This is a genomic window from Streptomyces sp. 3211.6 (genome assembly GCF_003634815.1).
GTDB lineage: Bacteria > Actinomycetota > Actinomycetes > Streptomycetales > Streptomycetaceae > Streptomyces > Streptomyces katrae_A.
The window spans coordinates 4,354,536-4,372,802 of the sequence record NZ_RBXC01000001.1; the positions used below are offsets into that span (position 1 = coordinate 4,354,536).

The following is an 18,267-nucleotide window of genomic DNA, read 5'->3' on the forward strand; positions in this document are numbered from 1 at the left end:
TACGCGGGGTGACCTACCTCTGGGCAGGGCGTCCTGGAGAGTGGATGGTCACAGCGCCTCCTCCTAATGGGGGACGGCCGTCGGGGTCTCGGCCGGCGCTTCGGCGGGCGCCTCGGCGGGAGCCTCGGCCGGGGCCTTCTTCCGCTCGGCCTTGGCCGCCGCCTCCGCCGCCGCCCGCTCGACCTTCTCGGGGGTGACGAAGCGGTAGCCGACGTTGCGGACGGTACCGATCAGCGACTCGTGCTCGGGTCCGAGCTTGGCGCGCAGCCGCCGGACGTGGACGTCCACCGTCCGGGTGCCGCCGAAGTAGTCGTAGCCCCAGACCTCCTGGAGGAGCTGGGCGCGGGTGAAGACCCGCCCCGGGTGCTGGGCGAGGTACTTCAGGAGCTCGAACTCCTTGAAGGTCAGGTCCAGGACCCGGCCCTTGAGCTTGGCGGAGTACGTCGCCTCGTCGACCGAAAGGTCGCCGTTGCGGATCTCCATGGGGGAGTCGTCGGAGCCGAGCTGCTGGCGGCCGGTGGCCAGCCGCAGCCGCGCCTCGACCTCGGCCGGGCCGGCGGTGTCGAGGAGTACGTCGTCGATGCCCCAGTCGGCGGTGACGGCGGCGAGGCCGCCCTCCGTGACGACGAGGATCAGCGGGCAGCCGGGTCCGGTGGACCGCAGCAGCTGGCACAGCGACCGCACCTGCGGCAGGTCGCGGCGGCCGTCGACGAGGATCACGTCGGCCCCGGGCGTGTCCACCAGGGCCGGTCCCTCGGCCGGGGCGACCCGGACGTTGTGCAGCAGCAGTCCGAGTGCGGGCAGCACCTCGGCGGACGGCTGCAGGGCGTTGGTCAGCAGCAGGAGAGAGCTCACGCCCGACCACCTGCCCGGGTCGGATGGTCGTGCTCCTGTTTGCTTCGCTGGTCCATCACGTCGGTTCCTCCTCGGTCCCGTCGAGGACGTGCGTGGTACGGCTTCGTACGACTTGCCTGGCATGCCGTCCGGTCCCCGCGCCCTGAGGTCCGGATGGATACCACTGTTCTCGGTCCGTTCAACGTACTGAAAGCACAAAAGGACCCGGGGGCTACGTTGCCCGGATCCTCTACGCCGCCAGAATAGCCCACCCGCCCTTTCGGGGCCGAGGGCCGCCATGCACCGCATTCTGTGGTTCGCGCCACGCCTTCCTCCTGCGTATGCCCTGGTTTCACCGGATCGGTGGAACCCCAGCGGGCCGCCCGGGCGCACGGACGGCGCGCGGAGGCACGCCGGGGTGACGAGCCAGAGGCGTCATCATGGAGGCCGACGGTAGAGATCTGACGGAGTCCGACACGATAGGAGCTGCAGTGGCAACCGGAACCATCCGCTACTGGGCGGCGGCCAAGGCCGCGGCCGGGACGGCGGAGGAGCCGTACTCGGCACGCACACTGGCCGAGGCGCTCGACGCAGTGCGGGAACGCCACCCGGGGGAACTGACCCGGGTCCTGCAGCGCTGCTCCTTCCTCGTGAACGACGATCCCGTGGGCAAGCGCCCGCACGACGGCGTCCTGCTGACCGAGGGGGGCACCGTCGAGGTGCTCCCGCCGTTCGCGGGCGGGTGAGCGCGGCGATGAGCACTCCCGAGGAGGAGCAGCGCCGGCAGCAGCAGGCCGCCGCCGCGCAGCAGGACCCGTACAGCACGCAGACCTGGCAGGCCGACACCTGGGAGACCGGGTACCAGCCGGTGCAGCCGCCGCTCGGCTCGGTGCCGGGGCAGGCGGCCCCGCCGGTTGCTCCGCAGGGACAGCCGGTTGCTCCGCAGGGGCAGCAGGATTGGCAGCAGCAGGCCGGGGGTAGTGGTGCCGGCGGTGGTGTGCCGTGGCACGACGCCTCCGCCGGGGGCGGTGCCGCGTACCCGGGGCAGCAGGCGCAGCCGCAGGCCGCCGCCGTGCCCGAGTCCTGGTTCCGCGATCCGCAGCCGCAGCCCCCGGCGCCCCAGGCGACCGGTGGCGGTGGTGTGCCGTGGCCGGACGCCTCGTCCGGCGGTGGCGCCGGGTATCCGGGGCAGCAGGCGCAGCCGCAGGCCGGGGCCCTGCCCGATGCGTGGTTCCGCGACGCCCGGCCGCAGGCTCAGGCAGCGCCGGACGCCGTGGCCGAGACGGCGTACCTGCCGCCGGTGCGGGAGTCCGAGCCGTCGCAGTCGGCCGGCGGGGGTTCGCCCTGGCCGGGCGCCGCGGACGCCGTGGCCGAGACCGCGTACCTGCCGCCCGTGCGGGAGCCCGCCGACGCGGCCGAGACCGCGTACCTGCCGCCGTACCCGGGTCCCGCGCAGCCGCAGGGGGCCGCAGTGCCCGAGTCGTGGTTCCGCGACCCCCAGCCGCAGCCCCCGGCGGCGGCTGACGCCGCCGCGGAGACGGCGTACCTGCCTCCGGTGCGGGGTGCGCAGCCTCCCGTCGACGTGGCGGCCGCCGAGACCGCGTACTTGCCGCCCGTGCGTGGGCAGCAGCCTCCGGTCGACGTGGCGGCCGCCGAGACCGCCTACCTGCCGCCCGTGCGCGATGCGCAGCCTTCGGTCGACGTGGCGGCTGCGGAGACCGCGTACCTGCCGCCCGTGCGCGATGCGCAGCCTTCGGTCGACGTGGCGGCTGCGGAGACCGCGTACCTGCCGCCCGTGCGCGATGCGCAGCCTTCGGTCGACGTGGCGGCCGCCGAGACCGCGTACCTGCCGCCCGTGCGGGAGCCGCAGGCCGATGCCGCCGCGCAGACCGCCTACCTGCCGCCCGTGCGGGAGGCCGGGCCGCACGTGGCGGGCGGTGGGGCGGAGTGGTCGCCGCCGACGCTCGGCGGGAACACCCTGCGCGCCGTGGACCCGGCCCAGGCCCGGGCCGAGGGGCGGTCGCCGATCATCGACCCCGGGCCGCAGTCGGCCATACTGACCGCCGCCCTGGGGCTGGTGCTGGCCGCCGCGGCGGCGCTGGGCCAGTACGCGCTGCTGGCGCCGCTGGTCGCCCTCCAGGGCCTCACCTCGGCCGGCTGGTTCCGGCTCAACGGCATGTGGCCGGCCCGCCAGGGCATCGCCCTCGCCTTCGCCGGAGCGCTCGTCGCCGACGCCGCGGTGCTCGCGGTGGACGGTACGTACGGTCCCGGCGCGATCATCGGCACCCTCGGGGTGTGGGTGCTGCTCACGCTGGTCCTCCAGCTGCGCAGCCACGCCGACCCCGACGAGCGGATGTACGGGCTGATGGCCTCGGTGGCCTCGGCCGCGCTGGCCATCGCCTGTGCCGGGTTCCTCGCGGCCGACCGGCCCGCGGTGAGCGCCGGGGCGGCCGCCGTGGCCGTCGCCGTGTTCGCCCGGGCCCTGCCGCTGCCGACCGCGCCCTCCGTGGGCGTCTCCCTGGCCGCCGCGGCCGGTGCGGGCATCGCGGTCGGCGGGCTGGTCGGGCTGGGCGCCGGCGGTGCGCTGGTCGGCCTGGTGGCCGGCGTGTGCGCGCTCGTCGGGCTGCGCGTGGCGGCGTACGACTACCCGTCGAAGTTCGTGCACATGACGGCCGGTGTCGCGCTGCCGCTGGCGGTGGCCGCCCCTGCCGTCTACCTGCTCGGCCGGGTCGTGGGCTGAGGCACCGCGCAGGACGCCAGGGACGGGCGGGGCGGGTGAGACGGGCGGGACGGGTGGGCGCCGGGGAGACGGTGCTCACAAGTCCCGCTCACGGCGCTCCGACCACGATCATGGTCCACTAGAACGCACGTACCGATGAGGAGGGGGAGGCACGTGCGTTTCCTGCGTTTCGTGGTGATCGTCGCAGTGGTGTTGGGGGGTCTGTTCGTCGGCGCCGACCGGTGGGCGGTCGACTACGCCGAGAACCGGCTCGCCGAGCGCGTCCAGGCCCGCCAGGGCCTGGCCGGCAGCGCCGAGGTCGACATCCACGGCTTCCCGTTCCTGACCCAGGCCCTCAGCCACGAGCTCGACCAGGTCGACCTCCGGCTGAAGGACGTCGACGCCACCGCCGACGGCCGCAAGACGCGCCTGTCCCAGCTGGACGCCAGCTTCCGCGACGTGAAGCTGAACTCGAACTACACCGGCGGCACCGCCAAGCGGGCCGAGGGCACCGCGCTGATCTCCTACGCGGACCTCACCAAGGCCTCCCAGACGGGCGCGACCCTGACCTACGGCGGCCGGCCCGGCAAGCTGAAGGTCACCGCGTCGGTGGACTTCCTGGGCCGGACGATCACCCGCAGCGTGATCTCCACCGTCGAGCTCGTCGACGGCAAGCAGGGGCCGGGCGGCGGCAAGACGGTCCGGGTCCACGCGGACTCCGTACCGGGCGAGGGCATACCGGGGATCGAGAGCGCGATCCGCAAGCGGACGGACTTCGACCGCCGCATTGACGACGGCCTCCCGGCCGGTCTGAAGCTCTCCGCCCTGACCTCGGACGAGGCCGGCGTCCACCTCACGCTGACCGGCACGGACGTGAGCCTGGCCGGATCGTGAGACAGTGCGGTCCGATCCGCAGAAGGACGGGCCGCACGAGCAGCCCCGGAAGGCCTGAGGGTCGCCTCCCGGGGCTTTCTCATCCCGCCATTCGGACGATCCTGTCTCGCCATATGACACGCCGGTGACAGGGCGGCCGGTTGCTCCCTACGATCCTGGCTATGAAGCATCAGCAGGCGGACCTCACGAAGCGGCGGGCAGTAGACCTGTGTCGCGTCGCCGCCATGCTCTGTCGCTCCAAGTGAGGCGTGAGCCTTCCCGCTCCGCCGGCCGGACCGACGGCCCTTCGTCCCGCGTGACCGCACCGCACTGCCTCCTGCCCCCTGACCGCCTCCCCGCGCAGGGCAGGAGAGCGACAGCCGGCAGCGGCGCACGCACAGCAACGCCAGCCCCACCGCAGCACAGCACAGCCCCGCCGCACACTGCCCCGGAGGAGATCACCATGAGCCGCAGCGACGTCCTCGTAGACGCCGACTGGGTCGAGGCCCACCTGAACGACGCCAACGTCGTGATCGTCGAGGTGGACGAGGACACGTCCGCGTACGACAAGAACCACATCACGAACGCCGTCCGGATCGACTGGAAGAAGGACCTCCAGGACCCGGTCCGCCGTGACTTCGTGGACCAGGAGGGCTTCGAGAAGCTCCTGTCCGCCAAGGGCATCTCCAACGACGACACGGTCGTCCTCTACGGCGGCAACAACAACTGGTTCGCGTCCTACGCCTACTGGTACTTCAAGCTCTACGGCCACCAGGACGTCCGCCTCCTCGACGGAGGCCGCAAGAAGTGGGAGCTCGACTCCCGCGACCTGGTCGACGGCAAGGACGTCCCGAACCGCCCGGCCACCGAGTACAAGGCCAAGCCGCAGGACACCTCCATCCGCGCCTTCCGTGACGACGTCGTGGCCGCGATCGGCTCCCTGAACCTGGTCGACGTCCGCTCGCCCGACGAGTTCTCCGGCAAGCTGCTCGCCCCGGCGCACCTCCCGCAGGAGCAGTCGCAGCGCCCCGGCCACGTGCCGAGCGCCCGCAACATCCCGTGGTCGAAGAACGCCAACGACGACGGCACCTTCAAGTCCGACGAGGAGCTGACCGCCCTCTACGAGGCCGAGCAGGTCGACCTCGCGAAGGACACCATCGCCTACTGCCGCATCGGTGAGCGCTCCGCGCTCACGTGGTTCGTGCTGCACGAGCTCCTGGGCCAGGAGAACGTCAAGAACTACGACGGCTCCTGGACCGAGTACGGCTCGCTGGTCGGCGTGCCGATCGAGCTCGGCGCCAACAAGTAGTCCCCGCGGCGGGGCGGGCACGCGACGCCCGCCCGTCCGCCCCCTCGCAGCAGCAGAACCTCTCCAGGACAGGACAGAGAACATGTGTGGAGCACAGATCGGCGGGCCCGACCTCGCGACGCTCAAGCCCGGTGAGACCGCGATCCAGGGCCAGGTGACCAAGGACGGCGAGCCCGTCAGCGGCTACGTGCGGCTGCTGGACTCGACCGGCGAGTTCACCGCCGAGGTCCCGACCTCCGCGACCGGCCAGTTCCGCTTCTACGCGGCCACCGGCTCGTGGACGCTGCGGGCGCTGGTGCCCGGCGGCCAGGCCGACCGCGCCGTCGTGGTCGCCGAGGCCGGCGGCGTGACGGACGTCGCCATCGCGGTCTGACGCACGACCGCACCGCTGTACCGGCCGAAGGGCCGCACCCCAGGGGGTTGGACGCCACTGGAACGGGGTGCGGCCCTTCGCGCCGTCCGCGCCCTTGTGTTCGCGGGGTCCGGTCCTACGCTGGAGGTATGTACGCCCGGCGTCGGCGCGCCTACTTCCTGCTCATGGGCGGATGCCTGTTCCTCTTCGTCTCCGCCTGGTCCTTCGTACGCCTCTTCTCGGTCCCGGCGGCGGTCGCGCTGTGCGTGGTCGCGATGCTCATCCCGCCGGTCGCGGCGATGATCGCGAACCGGCGCGGGCCGGACGACCGCTGGTGGGACGACCCGTCGGGGGATCCGAAGTCCGACGAATGGTGGGACGAACTGGACGGAAAGCGGCGCCCGCCCGAGGATTGAACGCGTTCGAGATAAAAGCGTAATAAGGATGCGTACAACGTCCTTGAGCCCCATGGTGTCTTGGATGTGCGCGGGCGAACGCTCCCGCGCCTCCAGGTCTGTGGGGGGACCCCTTTGGAACACGAACAGCAGGAATCCGGTGCGCCGGAACTTCCTCCGGCCGATCCGGGAATTCCGGACACGCCGCCTGCGGCTCCGCGCCGCCGTGGCCGCACGACGGCCCTGATCGCCGCCGCCCTCGTCCTCGGCGCCCTCGCCGGCACGGTCACGGGCTACGCGATCCAGTACCACCGCGAGCCCACGCCCCTGCCGCCGCTGGCCCAGCAGAAGCCGGCCACGCCGAAGGCGCAGGCGCCGAACGACGCCACGACGGTCAAGTCGATCAACGCCAACCGCTGGTACAAGACGGACGACGACCTCACGAAGCTGCTGATCGACGCGCCCTCGGGGGCGAAGGTCGAGGCCGACGGCTACGAGACGATCGACGCCTTCTCGACGGGATTCCGCGAGGCGGACCACGCGCTGCGCGGCCACCTGCAGGACGGGATCCGCCGCGTCGCCACGCGGGTGTGGAAGCAGGGCGACGTGGTCGTGGAGGTCCGGCTCGTGCAGTTCCGCGACTTCTCCGGCGCGGACGGCTACCAGCGGGGCCAGGCCGTGTACATGCCCGACAAGGAGTACGCCGGCAACGGCGGGGCCGTCGTCCCCGGCGTGGGCCCGGGGCTCGGGCACGTCTGGGTCGATTCGGAGGCCGAGGAGAAGCCCGGGTACTACCCGGTCCGGTCGGGTCGCGCCCTCGTCCGCCGGGGCGACATCGTCCTGGACCTCCACTACTTCGACACGCACGGCGGCGGGATCGACGAGGGTTCCGTCCTCGACCTGGCCAAGCGACAGCTGGAGCGACTGTGACCGAGCCGCAGACCGAGGCCCGGACCGAGGCCCAGCCCGAGCCGCAGGCCGGTACCGCCGACCCGGCTCCCGAAACCCCCGCCCCCGCCGGGCCCGCACCGGTGGTGAACCGCCGCAAGCGGGCCGCCGTCATCGCCGCGGCAGTGGCCGGGGCAGTCCTCCTCGGCGGCGGGATCTGGGCGGCCTCCGCCCTCGCCGACGCCGACCGGACCGCGCCGACCGCCTACTGGGTCGAGGCCGGCGGCAAGCTGCCCTCGGCCGAGAACGCCCCGCCGGTGCCGGCCAACGACCTCACCGGCAAGCTCCTGCCGGTCCCGTCCGGTTTCGGACCGGGACCCGACCAAGGTGCCGACGGGAACGACTACTTCGCCTCCGGGGAGAAGGCGGTCGAGACCTTCAAGGAGGCCCGCAAAGGGCTGTCCGGCACCGAGCGCAAGAAGCGCGACGACATGCTGGCCGACCTGAGGCTCAAGGGCCTGGCCGCCCGGACCTACGCCGCCGCCGGCGGCAGCATGGTCGTCGAGATCCGCCTCATGCAGGCCGACCCGAAGGCGGTGGGGGCGTTCTCGGAGGTCACCAAGAAGCTCCTGGACCTCACGGGCGACGACCGCGACGCGCCGAAGGTCGACGGCTACCCCGACGCCAAGTGCTCCCTGCTGGCCGTGGGCGAGCAGAACAAGGAGAAGATCGACTCCCTGTACTGCGTGGCCGTCCAGGGCGACGTGCTGGTCAGCCTCCGCGCCTACGGCCCCAAGGAGCAGGGGTTCTCCAAGCTCGAGGCCGCCGGCTTCCTCAAGAACCAGCTGTCCCGCCTGAAGTCCCCCGGGGAGTCCGTGTGACCGAGCAGAACACCGCCACGGACCCGGCGGCGGCGCCCCCGTCGGCCACCACCCCGGCGGAGCCGGCCCCCGAGGCGCCTGCGGCCGCCACCACGCCGGCCCAGGAGGGTCCCGAGCCCGCCGGCCTTCCGACGGCTCCCGAAGGCCCCGCGGTCCCCGAAGACCCCGCGGCTCCCGAGGCTCCCGCGGCCCCGGAGGCCCCCGCGGTCCCCGCGGCTCCCGCAGCTCCCGCGGCCCCTGCGGCCCCGGAGGCCCCCGCGGCCCCGGAGGCCGCCGCGGCTCCCGAGGCCGAGGCCCCCGGAGCCGCCCCCAAGGACCGCCGCAAGCTGCACGCGGCGCTGCGCTGGACCGCCGCCGTCCTCGTCTTCGCCGCCGCCGGCGCGGGGACCGCGTACGGGATCAGCCGGGCCGAGCGGACCGACGTCCCCGGCCTGTCCACGAAGAGCGACGGCCGCTGGACCTACCCGGCCCTGGCCAAGCCGGCCCTGCCGCCCGGCGCGCCGGTGCCGTTCGCCGTGGACAACCTGGACGGCATCCACTACGCCGACCTCACCCAGCTGACCCTGCCCGCCCCCGTCGGCTCCGCCCCGGACCCCGGGCTGAAGCTGGAGAAGGACTCGGCGGTCACCGTCGACACCTTCCTGGAGGAGTACGACGCCTCCGCGCGAGAGAAGATGAAGCAGGGGTTCGCCGACAACGGGCTGCGCCAGATCGTCGCCCGCGGCTGGACCACGCCGGACGGCACCCGCACCCGGGTCTACCTGCTGCGCTTCCACGCCTCCGGGTTCGCGGACACCTTCACGGGCTGCGGGACCGATCTCAACGGGGTCAAGGGCATCGAGCCGGACAGCGTCTGGGAGCAGGCCCTTACCCAGCCCGCCCCCGACCCCAGCGGCATCTCCGTGTTCCGGGAATCCGTCCCCTTCGGCGACGAGCAGACCAGGGTCGGGTGCGTCCAGTCGGGAGACGTCCAGGCGCTGATCCTCCAGAACCGCAAGGGCGGCGCCGGAGCCGTCCCGATGCACCAGGCGGTGATCCTCCAGCGGCAGCTGCTGAGCTGACCCGGCGGCCCACCCCCGAGGGCCCGGTTCGGCCCACCTCACACCGTGCGCCGGTCCCCGGGCCAGTAGGCTTGGGGACCGGCCCGTCCACCCGAACCGAATCCTCCGAGGAGCACCCCGTGCTTGAGGCCTTCTTCACCTCCCTGCTGGTCCTGGTCTGCGTCGGCGTCCTGGCCTTCACCGGCCTGGCCGTCAAGAAGCTCTACCAGGGTCAGCGCTAACAGCGACCGGCCGACCGCCCCGGAACCCCTCCCACAGATCGCCTGAGCAGCCAACCATGATCCAGATCCCGTCCGACCTGAACCCGGGTCTCGTCCCCCTCGCCTTCCTCCTCGGCACCTGGGAAGGCGCCGGCGTGTTCGACTTCCCCGGCGAGGAGAAGTGCAACTTCGGCCAGGAAGTCGTCTTCAGCCACGACGGCCGGGACTTCCTGGAGTACACCTCCCGCTCCTGGGTGCTCGACGCCGAGGGCGAGAAGGTGCGCCCGCTGGAGTCCGAGTCGGGCTACTGGCGCATCGACAAGGACCGCAAGGTCGAGATCGTCATGGTCCGCGACCAGGGCGTGGTCGAGGTCTGGTACGGCGAGCTCGCCGACCAGAAGCCGCAGATCGACCTCGTCACCGACGCCGTGGCCCGCACCGCCGCCTCCGGCCCGTACAGCGGCGGCAAGCGCCTCTACGGGTACGTGAAGAGCGACCTGATGTGGGTCGGCGAGAAGGCGACCCCCGAGGTCGAGCTGCGCCCCTACATGTCCGCGCAGCTGAAGAAGGTCGTCACCCCGGAGGAGATCGCCGACATGGCGCGCAACCTCCCCGAGCTCCCGGAAGACGGCATCGCCTTCTTCCGCTGAGCCCAGCGACCGCGTACGTGTACGAAGGGGCCCACGGCAGGGCCGTGGGCCCCTTCGCGCGCTTACACTGGCCGGGTGGTGACCACCGACTGGAAGAGCGACCTGCGGCAGCGCGGATACCGGCTGACACCGCAGCGCCAGCTCGTGCTGGAAGCGGTCGACGCCCTGGAGCACGCGACCCCCGACGAAATCCTCGTCGAGGTGCGCAAGACGGCCTCCGGCGTCAACATCTCCACCGTCTACCGCACGCTGGAGCTCCTGGAAGAGCTCGGCCTCGTCTCCCACGCCCACCTCGGGCACGGGGCCCCCACCTACCACCTCGCCGACCGGCACCACCACATCCACCTGGTCTGCCGCGACTGCACCGAGGTGATCGAGGCCGACCTCGACATCGCCGCCGACTTCACGGCGAAACTGCGCACCACCTTCGGCTTCGAGACCGACATGAAGCACTTCGCCATCTTCGGCCTCTGCAAGGAGTGCGCCGCCCGGCGCCGCGACGAGAAGCCCTAGACACCACCGGCACCGCCCAGCGCCCCCGGTGCGCCCTGGGGCCGTCCGTACGGGGTCGTAGGCTTGGTGGCATGACCAGCAGCCCCTTGCTCCATCTTCCCGGCGCCGTAGCGGCCGAAGGCCGTGACGAGGGCGTCGCCGCCCACTACGGAGAGCTCTACGGCGAACAGCGCGCCCTCGCCGACGGCCGAGGCTTCGTCGACCTCTCCCACCGCGGTGTCGTCACCGTCACCGGCCAGGACCGGCTCAGCTGGCTGCACCTGCTGATCACCCAGCACGTCACGGACCTCCCGCCCGGGCAGGCCACCGAGGCGCTGATCCTCTCCGCCAACGGGCACATCGAGCACCAGCTCCACATCGTCGACGACGGCGAGACCACCTGGGCGCACGTCGAGCCCGGCACCCAGGAGGCGCTGATCGCCTACCTGGAGTCCATGAAGTTCTTCTACCGGGTCGAAGTCGCCGACCGCACCGCCGACTTCGCCGTCGTCCACCTGCCGGCCGGCTCCATCGCCGAGACCGACAAGGAGCTCGTCGTCCGGGAGACCCCGTACGGCCGGGACGTGTTCCTCCCGCGTGAGCGGCTGGAGGAGTTCGCCGCCGCGCACGGCCCCGCCGCCGGGCTCCTCGCCTACGAGGCCCTGCGCGTCGAGGCCCACCGCCCCCGCCTGGGCCTGGAGACCGACCACCGCACCATCCCGCACGAGATCGGCCTCATCGGCACCGCCGTGCACCTCCAGAAGGGCTGCTACCGCGGCCAGGAGACCGTCGCCCGCGTCCACAACCTGGGGAAGCCGCCGCGCCGCCTGGTCTTCCTGCACCTGGACGGCTCCGAGGTGCTGCTCCCCGCGCACGGGACGCCCGTACGGCTCGCCGCCGACGGGGAGGACGGCCGCCAGCTCGGCTTCGTCACCACCGCCGTGCGCCACCACGAGCTCGGGCCCATCGCCCTCGCGCTGGTCAAGCGGAACGTTCCGGTGGACGCCCCGCTGCTGGCCGGGACCACGCCGGCCGCGCAGGAGGTCGTCGTCGCCCCGTAGGGGCCCGCGCCCCTACACGTCGCCCTACACGTCGATGACGATGGTGAACGGGCCGTGATTCGTCAGCGAGACCCGCATGTCCGCGCCGAACCGGCCCGTCGCCACCGTCGCGCCCAGCGCCCGCAGCTGCGCCACGACCTCGTCCACCAGCGGCTCGGCCACCGGCCCGGGCGCGGCCGCGTTCCAGGTGGGGCGGCGGCCCTTGCGGGCGTCCCCGTACAGCGTGAACTGGGAGATCACCAGCAGCGGCGCGTCCACGTCGCTGCAGGACTTCTCCGCCTCCAGGATCCGCACCGACCACAGCTTGCGGGCCAGCACCGCCGCCTTCTCCGGGGTGTCGTCGTGGGTCACCCCCACCAGCACGCACAGCCCCTCGCCGACGATCTCGCCGACCGTCTCGCCGGCCACGACGACGCTCGCGCCGTCCACCCTCTGCACCACTGCTCGCATACCACCTGTGTACCAGGCGTGCACCCGTCCGGGGCCGATCGGGTGGCGTGAGACTGCGTCCGCACCACGGAGAGTGGCACCATGCCTGCAGGCGGTGCCTCCAGCACCGGTCGAGGGGATGGACGACGAAACGATGAACACCTCTGCTACCTCCGCACCCGCACCCGCAGCACCCGACGACGCGGCCGCCGCCGCGCCCCAGGTGCGGCCGCCCGCACAGCGCACCGGCGACCCCGAGGGGCTGACCACCCCCGCCGGCACCCCCGCCGCCGCGCTCGGGCTGCCGGAGCTGAGAGCCCTGCGCCGCGACGCCCAGCGTGACGAGGCCGACCTCAGCTACGTCCGCAGACTCCTGCAGGGCCGCATCGACATCCTGCGCGCCGAGCTCGCCCGCCGGACGGACCCCGAGGTGCCGGTGGTGGACCGGCTCTCGGAGATCCTCGCCGACGCCCCGTCCAGCCGCAGCGCCTCCGCCCGGCACGTCACGCTCGGCACCCCGCACAACGAGGAGTTCCGGCTGCTGGCGGCCGAGATGCTCTCGGACGTGGAGCTGTCGGACCTGGACGCGCGCACGGACGCCGAACTGCACGAGGCGATGGCCCGGCTGGTCCGCTACGAGCAGCAGGTCTCGCGGCGCCGCCAGCAGCTCCAGCGGACGGCGGACGACTCCAGCGCGGAGATCACCCGGCGCTACCGGGAGGGCGAGGCGCAGGTGGACGACCTGCTGGCGTAGCCGCGGCAGCGGAGGCGGCCGGGCGGAAATTCGGGCGACTCGGCTCGGTGCGGCCGTTAGCGTGACCGGATATGAGTGCTGACATCCGGCCGATCGCCGAATCCGAACTCCCCGAGTGGATGCGGGCCCTGAACACGGGCTTCCTGATGCCGGCCCCGGTTCCCGAGTCCGACGTGGCGCTGCGCAGCAAGCACTGGGACCTCACCCGTACGCAGGGCGCCTTCGACACCGACACCGGCCGCTGCGTGGCCACCTTCCGCTCCTTCGCCCAGGAACTGACCGTCCCCGGCGGGGCGAGCGTGCCCTCCAGTGCCGTCACCAACGTCAGCGTGACGGCCACGCACCGCCGTCAGGGCCTGCTGACCCGGCTGATGGCGGCCGAGCTGACGGCGGCCAAGGAGCGCGGCGACGTCGTCTCCACCCTGATCGCCGCCGAGTACCCGATCTACGGCCGGTACGGGTACGGGCCCGCCACCGGCATCGTCGAATGGGAGATAGACGTCGCCCGCAGCGGCCTCGACCCCAGCGCCGCCGTCCCCGGCGACGGCGGCCGCATCGACCTGATCGACGCCTCCGAGCTCCGCGAGACCGGTCCCCGGATCCACGAGCGGCTGCGGGCGGCCGGGCATGGCACGGTCAGCCGCAGCGCCCGCTGGTGGGACATCGCCTGTGGGATCGAGCCGGCCCAGGGCCGGCCCTACAAGCCCAAGTTCCACGCCCTCTACCGGGACCCGGCGGGCGAGCCGGCCGGTTTCGCGGTGTACTCGGCCGACGAGACCTGGACGGACGAGAAGCGCCCGCTCAACACCCTCCAGGTCAAGGACCTGATCGCCCTGACCCCGGCCGCCGAGCGCGCCCTGTGGCGGTACCTGTGCTCCATCGACTGGGTGCTGAAGGTCCGCACCGCCTACCGCGCCCCCGACGACCTCCTCCCGCTGCTGCTGCCCGACCCGCGTGCGGCCCGGCCGGTGACCTCGGCCGACTTCGTGTGGCTGCGGCTGCTCGATGTCGAACGGGCCCTGGCCGCCCGGACGTACGCCGTGCCCGGGGTCCTGGTCCTGGAGGTGGCGGACGCGGCCGGGCTCGCGGAGGGCCGCTACCGGCTGGACGCGGCGGCCGGCACCTGCGTCCGTACGCAGGACCCGGCCGACCTGGCCCTCGACGTGTCCGTGCTCGGCTCGCTCTACCTCGGCGACGAATCCGCCGCGCGGCTGGCGGCGCTGGGGCGGGTGGCGGAGGAGCGGGCCGGGGCGGTGGCGCTGGCCGACGCGGTGTTCCGCACGGCCCGGCGGCCGTGGTGCCCGGACGTCTTCTGACCCGGGCCGCGGGTCGTCGCCGTTGCCGTACCGGAAGCCGAGGATGGGACACGTGACATCGATCGTCGAGCAGCTGCGCGCCGCGGGCTGCGTCTTCGCGGAGGAGGAGGCCGGGCTGCTGATCGCGGCCGCCTCCGGCGACGACCGCCGGCTGGCGGGCCTGGTGGCCCGGCGGGTGGCGGGGGAGCCGCTGGAGCACGTCGTCGGCTGGGCGGAGTTCTGCGGGTTGCGCGTGGAGGTCGGCGCGGGGGCCTTCGTGCCGCGCCGGCGCAGCGAGTTCCTTGCCGAGGAGGCCGTGGCGCTGGCCCGGCCCGGCGCCGTGGTGCTGGACCTGTGCTGCGGGGTCGGCGCCCTCGGCGCGGCGGTGGCCGCCCAGGTGCCGGGCGGGGTCGAGCTGCACGCCGCCGACATCGACCCGGCGGCGCTGGCGTACGCCCGGCGCAACGTGGCCCCGTACGGGGGAGCGGTCTGGGAGGGCGACCTGTACGGGGCGCTGCCGGCGGAGCTGCGCGGGCGGGTGGACGTCCTGGTGGTCAACGCCCCGTACGTGCCGACGGGGGAGATCGGGCTGATGCCGCCGGAGGCCCGGGTGCACGAGCCGCTGGTCTCCCTCGACGGGGGCGAGGACGGCCTGGACGTCCACCGCAGGATCGCGGCGCAGGCCCTGCGCTGGCTGGCCCCGGGCGGCCACCTGCTGATCGAGACCAGCGCCCGGCAGGCGCCGCTGACGGCGTCCGCGCTGACGGCGGGGGGTCTCGCGGTGCGGGCGGCCACCTCGGAGGAACTGCACGCGACCGTCGTGGTCGGCCGCGCGCCGGCCGGGCAGGGCGCCGGGCAGGGTGGCGGGCAGGGCCGCTAGGAGGCGAGGCGTTCGGCGAGGAAGGCCTCCCAGGAGCGCTCGCCCACTACCGCGCCGTCGAGGGAGAGGTTTTCCCCGGCGCGGTAGGCGCGGCCGGCCTTCCCGGGCATCCGGACGGGCATCATCAGGCGCCGCTTGCCGCGCGCCCGCAGGTAGTCGCGGCTCAGGTCGCCGAGGGTGCGGACGTCGGGCCCGGCGATGTCGGCGACCAGCCCGGCGGGCTTGCCGAGGGCCAGTTCGACGAGCCGGGCCGCGACCTCCCGGGAGTCGACGGGCTGCCAGCGCACCCCGCCGGGGACCGGGACGACGGGCAGCTTGGCGAGCTTTTCGGCGACGGTGAGGGCCAGTTCGTGGAACTGGGCGGCGCGCAGGGTGGTCCAGGGCAGCCCGGACCCGGAGACGGCCCGTTCCGCTTCGAGCTTGGTCCGGAACCAGCCCAGGGGGACGGTGTCGGCGCCGATGACGGAGATCAGGACGAGGTGGCGCACCCCGGCGGCCTTCGCGGCGCGCACGAGGTTGCGGGCGGCGACGTCGTCGCCCTTGGGGCCGCCGGCCAGGTGCAGGACCGTTTCGACGCCGTCGAGGGCGGCGTCGAGGCCCGCGTCCTCGATCAGGTCGCCGCGTACGTAGGTGACGCCGCCGTCGGCGGCGGGGCGGGCGCTGCGGCTGAGGATCCGTACGGGGACACCGGCCGCGCGCAGGAGCGGTACGACGAGGCTGCCGAGGGTTCCGGTGCCGCCGGTGACGAGGAAGGGGCGGGGGGATCCGGTCGTGTCCGTCATCTGGGTCATCTCCGATCGATGGGACGGAAGTTGACGTCCCGGGCTTGAACCCGTTCGGTTTCACGGGGGTGTGCGGTCTACTGCTCTGACCCGCAGTGAGGAAGGAATGTGACAGGTGGACGAGAACTCGTCGTCGAAGAATCCGACGGACGTGACGGGCGTGACGGGCGTGAGCGACCTGACGGACCTGACGGAGCTGACGGCGCGCTTCGAGGAGCACCGCAGTCATCTGAGGGCGGTGTCCTACCGGATGCTCGGCTCGCTGAGCGAGGCCGACGACGCCATCCAGGAGACGTGGCTGCGGCTGGAGCGCACCGATGTGAGCGGGGTCGAGAACCTCGGCGGGTGGCTGACGACCGTGATCTCGCGGATCTGCCTGAACATGCTGCGCTCGCGCGAGCAGCGGCGTGAGGATCCGATGGAGCGGCTGGAGACGCGGATCCCGGATCCGCTGATCCGCTCCGAGCGCCGGATCGACCCGGAGCAGGAGGTGATACTGGCCGACTCGGTGGGGCTGGCGCTGATGGTGGTGATGGAGTCGCTGTCGCCGGCGGAGCGGCTGGCGTTCGTCCTGCACGACATGTTCGCGGTGCCGTTCGAGGAGATCGCCCCGCTGGTCGAGAAGACCTCGGCGGCGACCCGTCAGCTGGCGAGTCGGGCCCGCCGCAAGGTGCAGGGCCAGGCCCCGGCTCCGGACAAGGACCTCGCGCGCCAGCGGGAGGCGGTGGACGCGTTCTTCGCGGCCGCGCGGGACGGGCAGTTCGAGGCGCTGCTGTCGGTGCTCGACCCGGACGTGGTGCTGCGTTCGGACGGCGGGGCCGCAGGTGCGCTCACCGTGGTGCTCACCGGTGCGCGGACGGTGGCGGGCCAGGCGGTCACGTACAGCTCGCTGGTGCCGTTCGTCCGCCCGGCGCTGATCAACGGCGCCGCGGGGGTCGTGGTGGTCCGCAAGGACCGGGCCGTGTCGGTCATGGCCTTCACGGTCGTGGAGGGGCGGATCGTCGCGATCGACGTCCTGTCGGACCCGGAGCGCCTGGGCGCCCTGGACCTGACGGCCCTGGAGGACTGAGGTCCCGCTGTTTCCGGGGCCCGGGCCGCCGCCGGCCCCGGCCCCGGTCTCAGACCAGGGCCAGAACGGCGGCGGCGGGGGCGGCGTAGATCAGCGCCGGCCGGCCGCCCCCCGGGTGGGCGCTTCTGCAAGCAGGGTGCTTGCAATAGTTAGCAAGGTGCGGCAGGATCGGAGCATGGCATCGCTCAACGTCGGGAACCTCGGCGAATACCTCCGCGAGCAGCGGCGGCAGGCCCAGCTGTCGCTGCGGCAGCTCGCCGATGCGGCGGGGGTGTCGAACCCGTACCTGAGCCAGATCGAGCGCGGGCTGCGCAAGCCGAGCGCGGACATCCTCCAGCAGCTGGCCAAGGCGCTGCGGATCTCCGCCGAGACCCTGTATGTGCAGGCCGGGATCCTCGACGAGCGGGACCGGGACGAGGTGGAGACGCGGGCCGTCATCCTCTCCGACCCGTCGATCAACGAGCGGCAGAAGCAGGTGCTGCTCCAGATCTACGACGCGTTCCGCAAGGAGAACGCGGCGGAGGCCGACCAGGCCCCCGGCGCCGATGCCGATGACGATGCCGGAGCCGATGCCGACGCGGCTGCCGGTACCCGTGCCGACGACGGCGCGGTGCCACCCACGAACTGACCGGATCCGGGAGGACCCGCACATGGCCATCGCCGATGACCTGAAGAAGACCCTCACCGACCCCACCCCCCTCTACTTCGCCGCCGGTACCGCCGACCTGGCCCTTCAGCAGGCCAAGAAGGTGCCCGGCCTGATCGAGCAGCTGCGTGCCGAGGCCCCGGCCCGGATCGAGGCCGTGCTCGACACCGATCCCAAGGTCGTGCAGGAGAAGGCCAAGGTGGCCCAGGAGGCCGTCACGGCCCGGGTCGTCGAGGTCTTCGGGGCGATCGACCCGAAGAAGCTGGGCGAGACCGCCCAGGACCTGGCGCTGCGCGGGGTCGGCGTGGCCGCCGAGTACGCCGTCCGGGCCAAGGAGACCTACGACAAGGTCGCCGAGCACGGCGAGCAGGCCGTCCGCGCCTGGCGCGGCGAGGTCGCCGACGAGATCGTGGACATCGCCGAGATCGTCGAGCCGGAGCCCGCGCGGGCGACGCAGGACGCTCCGGCCGAGAGCGCCGGGGCCGAGGCCTCCGCCGAGGCCGGGGACAAGCCCGCCGCGAAGAAGCCCGCGGCGCGCCGCAACGGGACCAGGAAGGCCGCCGCCGAGGCCTCCGAGGAGAGCTGACCCGTCCGGGGTCGAACCGGGCACCCGCGGGGTGTCCGGTTCGTTCTCGTTTCGGAAGGCCGATCGGACGGTAGCGTGGAGTCGGAAGTGCTGGACGCGAGAAGGCGGTCG

22 protein-coding genes are annotated in these 18,267 nt (G+C 73.1%); 19 read left to right on the top strand and 3 right to left on the bottom strand.

Annotated elements, in window-relative coordinates:
- Positions 1-63 precede the first annotated feature (63 nt).
- Positions 64-855, bottom strand: a complete 792-nt coding sequence (locus BX286_RS20135) for a response regulator transcription factor (protein WP_079428990.1) — start codon at positions 853-855, stop codon at positions 64-66.
- Between the two features lie 470 nt (positions 856-1,325).
- Here BX286_RS20135 and BX286_RS20140 point away from each other — a divergent pair, with 470 nt between their 5' ends.
- The 13 genes from BX286_RS20140 (at position 1,326) to BX286_RS20200 (ending at position 11,715) form a co-directional block, all read left to right on the top strand.
- A complete protein-coding gene (locus tag BX286_RS20140; protein WP_079428991.1) occupies positions 1,326-1,580 on the top strand; it encodes a MoaD/ThiS family protein in 255 nt (84 codons plus the stop codon).
- 725 nt (positions 1,581-2,305) lie between these two features.
- Positions 2,306-3,574 carry a hypothetical protein gene (locus tag BX286_RS20145; RefSeq protein WP_121017695.1) on the top strand — a complete coding sequence of 423 codons (1,269 nt, stop codon included), beginning with the start codon at positions 2,306-2,308 and terminating at the stop codon, positions 3,572-3,574.
- A gap of 153 nt (positions 3,575-3,727) precedes the next feature.
- Complete coding sequence (locus tag BX286_RS20150; protein ID WP_079428992.1) at positions 3,728-4,447, top strand: DUF2993 domain-containing protein; 720 nt, start codon at positions 3,728-3,730, stop codon at positions 4,445-4,447.
- Between the two features lie 161 nt (positions 4,448-4,608).
- Positions 4,609-4,692, top strand: a complete 84-nt coding sequence (locus BX286_RS38045) for a putative leader peptide (RefSeq protein ID WP_398898896.1) — start codon at positions 4,609-4,611, stop codon at positions 4,690-4,692.
- A gap of 197 nt (positions 4,693-4,889) precedes the next feature.
- Positions 4,890-5,735 (top strand): sulfurtransferase, encoded by an 846-nt coding sequence (locus tag BX286_RS20155; protein WP_079428993.1) that lies wholly within the window; start codon positions 4,890-4,892, stop codon positions 5,733-5,735.
- An 82-nt stretch (positions 5,736-5,817) separates the two neighbouring features.
- Positions 5,818-6,108, top strand: coding sequence for a DUF1416 domain-containing protein (locus BX286_RS20160; RefSeq protein WP_045950396.1), 291 nt, complete (start codon positions 5,818-5,820; stop codon positions 6,106-6,108).
- A 128-nt stretch (positions 6,109-6,236) separates the two neighbouring features.
- Positions 6,237-6,503, top strand: coding sequence for a DUF3099 domain-containing protein (locus BX286_RS20165; RefSeq protein WP_079428994.1), 267 nt, complete (start codon positions 6,237-6,239; stop codon positions 6,501-6,503).
- Between the two features lie 114 nt (positions 6,504-6,617).
- The gene (locus tag BX286_RS20170) at positions 6,618-7,412 is read left to right on the top strand and encodes a hypothetical protein (RefSeq protein ID WP_121015743.1); all 795 of its coding nucleotides are present in this window, start codon (positions 6,618-6,620) and stop codon (positions 7,410-7,412) included.
- Positions 7,409-8,251 carry a hypothetical protein gene (locus tag BX286_RS20175; protein ID WP_079428996.1) on the top strand — a complete coding sequence of 281 codons (843 nt, stop codon included), beginning with the start codon at positions 7,409-7,411 and terminating at the stop codon, positions 8,249-8,251. The genes BX286_RS20170 and BX286_RS20175 overlap by 4 nt, the downstream gene beginning before the upstream one ends.
- A complete protein-coding gene (locus BX286_RS20185) occupies positions 8,248-9,312 on the top strand; it encodes a hypothetical protein (RefSeq protein WP_261993475.1) in 1,065 nt (354 codons plus the stop codon). Before BX286_RS20175 ends, BX286_RS20185 begins: the two co-directional genes overlap by 4 nt.
- A gap of 277 nt (positions 9,313-9,589) precedes the next feature.
- Entirely contained in the window at positions 9,590-10,162 is a 573-nt protein-coding gene (locus tag BX286_RS20190) for an FABP family protein (protein WP_079428997.1), read from the top strand.
- 75 nt (positions 10,163-10,237) lie between these two features.
- Positions 10,238-10,675 carry a Fur family transcriptional regulator gene (locus BX286_RS20195; RefSeq protein ID WP_079428998.1) on the top strand — a complete coding sequence of 146 codons (438 nt, stop codon included), beginning with the start codon at positions 10,238-10,240 and terminating at the stop codon, positions 10,673-10,675.
- Between the two features lie 71 nt (positions 10,676-10,746).
- Entirely contained in the window at positions 10,747-11,715 is a 969-nt protein-coding gene (locus BX286_RS20200; RefSeq protein WP_121015746.1) for a folate-binding protein YgfZ, read from the top strand.
- A 24-nt stretch (positions 11,716-11,739) separates the two neighbouring features.
- On the opposite strand, the gene dtd is transcribed toward BX286_RS20200, so the two are convergent.
- Complete coding sequence (gene dtd, locus BX286_RS20205) at positions 11,740-12,165, bottom strand: D-aminoacyl-tRNA deacylase (protein WP_042801357.1); 426 nt, start codon at positions 12,163-12,165, stop codon at positions 11,740-11,742.
- Positions 12,166-12,298: 133 nt separating this feature from the next.
- On the opposite strand from dtd, the gene BX286_RS20210 reads away from it, so the two are divergent.
- The 3 genes from BX286_RS20210 (at position 12,299) to BX286_RS20220 (ending at position 15,073) form a co-directional block, all read left to right on the top strand.
- Positions 12,299-12,898: an AmfC protein gene (locus tag BX286_RS20210; protein ID WP_079431858.1), complete on the top strand. Its 600-nt coding sequence runs from the start codon at positions 12,299-12,301 to the stop codon at positions 12,896-12,898.
- Positions 12,899-12,969: 71 nt separating this feature from the next.
- Positions 12,970-14,214, top strand: a complete 1,245-nt coding sequence (locus BX286_RS20215; protein WP_121015749.1) for a GNAT family N-acetyltransferase — start codon at positions 12,970-12,972, stop codon at positions 14,212-14,214.
- Positions 14,215-14,257: 43 nt separating this feature from the next.
- Complete coding sequence (locus tag BX286_RS20220; RefSeq protein ID WP_100863213.1) at positions 14,258-15,073, top strand: putative protein N(5)-glutamine methyltransferase; 816 nt, start codon at positions 14,258-14,260, stop codon at positions 15,071-15,073.
- Here BX286_RS20220 and BX286_RS20225 read toward each other — a convergent pair.
- On the bottom strand, positions 15,070-15,855 hold the full coding sequence (locus tag BX286_RS20225; RefSeq protein WP_121017696.1) for an SDR family oxidoreductase: 786 nt from the start codon (positions 15,853-15,855) through the stop codon (positions 15,070-15,072). The genes BX286_RS20220 and BX286_RS20225 overlap by 4 nt on opposite strands.
- 178 nt (positions 15,856-16,033) lie before the next feature.
- On the opposite strand from BX286_RS20225, the gene BX286_RS20230 reads away from it, so the two are divergent.
- The 3 genes from BX286_RS20230 to BX286_RS20240 all read left to right on the top strand — a co-directional run bounded on the left by BX286_RS20230 (position 16,034) and on the right by BX286_RS20240 (position 18,156).
- On the top strand, positions 16,034-16,924 hold the full coding sequence (locus tag BX286_RS20230) for a sigma-70 family RNA polymerase sigma factor (RefSeq protein ID WP_079431860.1): 891 nt from the start codon (positions 16,034-16,036) through the stop codon (positions 16,922-16,924).
- A gap of 175 nt (positions 16,925-17,099) precedes the next feature.
- Complete coding sequence (locus BX286_RS20235; RefSeq protein WP_079429008.1) at positions 17,100-17,552, top strand: helix-turn-helix domain-containing protein; 453 nt, start codon at positions 17,100-17,102, stop codon at positions 17,550-17,552.
- Between the two features lie 22 nt (positions 17,553-17,574).
- Positions 17,575-18,156 (top strand): hypothetical protein, encoded by a 582-nt coding sequence (locus tag BX286_RS20240; protein WP_079429009.1) that lies wholly within the window; start codon positions 17,575-17,577, stop codon positions 18,154-18,156.
- Positions 18,157-18,267 lie beyond the last annotated feature (111 nt).

Bases quoted from the DNA above. Each gene is read 5' to 3' on its own strand.
- BX286_RS20220 (WP_100863213.1), top strand. From the start codon at position 14,258: ATGGGACACGTGACATCGATCGTCGAGCAGCTGCGCGCCGCGGGCTGC.
- BX286_RS20240 (WP_079429009.1), top strand. From the start codon at position 17,575: ATGGCCATCGCCGATGACCTGAAGAAGACCCTCACCGACCCCACCCCC.
- BX286_RS38045 (WP_398898896.1), top strand. From the start codon at position 4,609: ATGAAGCATCAGCAGGCGGACCTCACGAAGCGGCGGGCAGTAGACCTG.
- BX286_RS20160 (WP_045950396.1), top strand. From the start codon at position 5,818: ATGTGTGGAGCACAGATCGGCGGGCCCGACCTCGCGACGCTCAAGCCC.
- BX286_RS20200 (WP_121015746.1), top strand. From the start codon at position 10,747: ATGACCAGCAGCCCCTTGCTCCATCTTCCCGGCGCCGTAGCGGCCGAA.
- dtd (WP_042801357.1), bottom strand. From the start codon at position 12,165: ATGCGAGCAGTGGTGCAGAGGGTGGACGGCGCGAGCGTCGTCGTGGCC.
- BX286_RS20165 (WP_079428994.1), top strand. From the start codon at position 6,237: ATGTACGCCCGGCGTCGGCGCGCCTACTTCCTGCTCATGGGCGGATGC.
- BX286_RS20155 (WP_079428993.1), top strand. From the start codon at position 4,890: ATGAGCCGCAGCGACGTCCTCGTAGACGCCGACTGGGTCGAGGCCCAC.
- BX286_RS20190 (WP_079428997.1), top strand. From the start codon at position 9,590: ATGATCCAGATCCCGTCCGACCTGAACCCGGGTCTCGTCCCCCTCGCC.
- BX286_RS20225 (WP_121017696.1), bottom strand. From the start codon at position 15,855: ATGACGGACACGACCGGATCCCCCCGCCCCTTCCTCGTCACCGGCGGC.
- BX286_RS20215 (WP_121015749.1), top strand. From the start codon at position 12,970: ATGAGTGCTGACATCCGGCCGATCGCCGAATCCGAACTCCCCGAGTGG.
- BX286_RS20235 (WP_079429008.1), top strand. From the start codon at position 17,100: ATGGCATCGCTCAACGTCGGGAACCTCGGCGAATACCTCCGCGAGCAG.
- BX286_RS20210 (WP_079431858.1), top strand. From the start codon at position 12,299: ATGAACACCTCTGCTACCTCCGCACCCGCACCCGCAGCACCCGACGAC.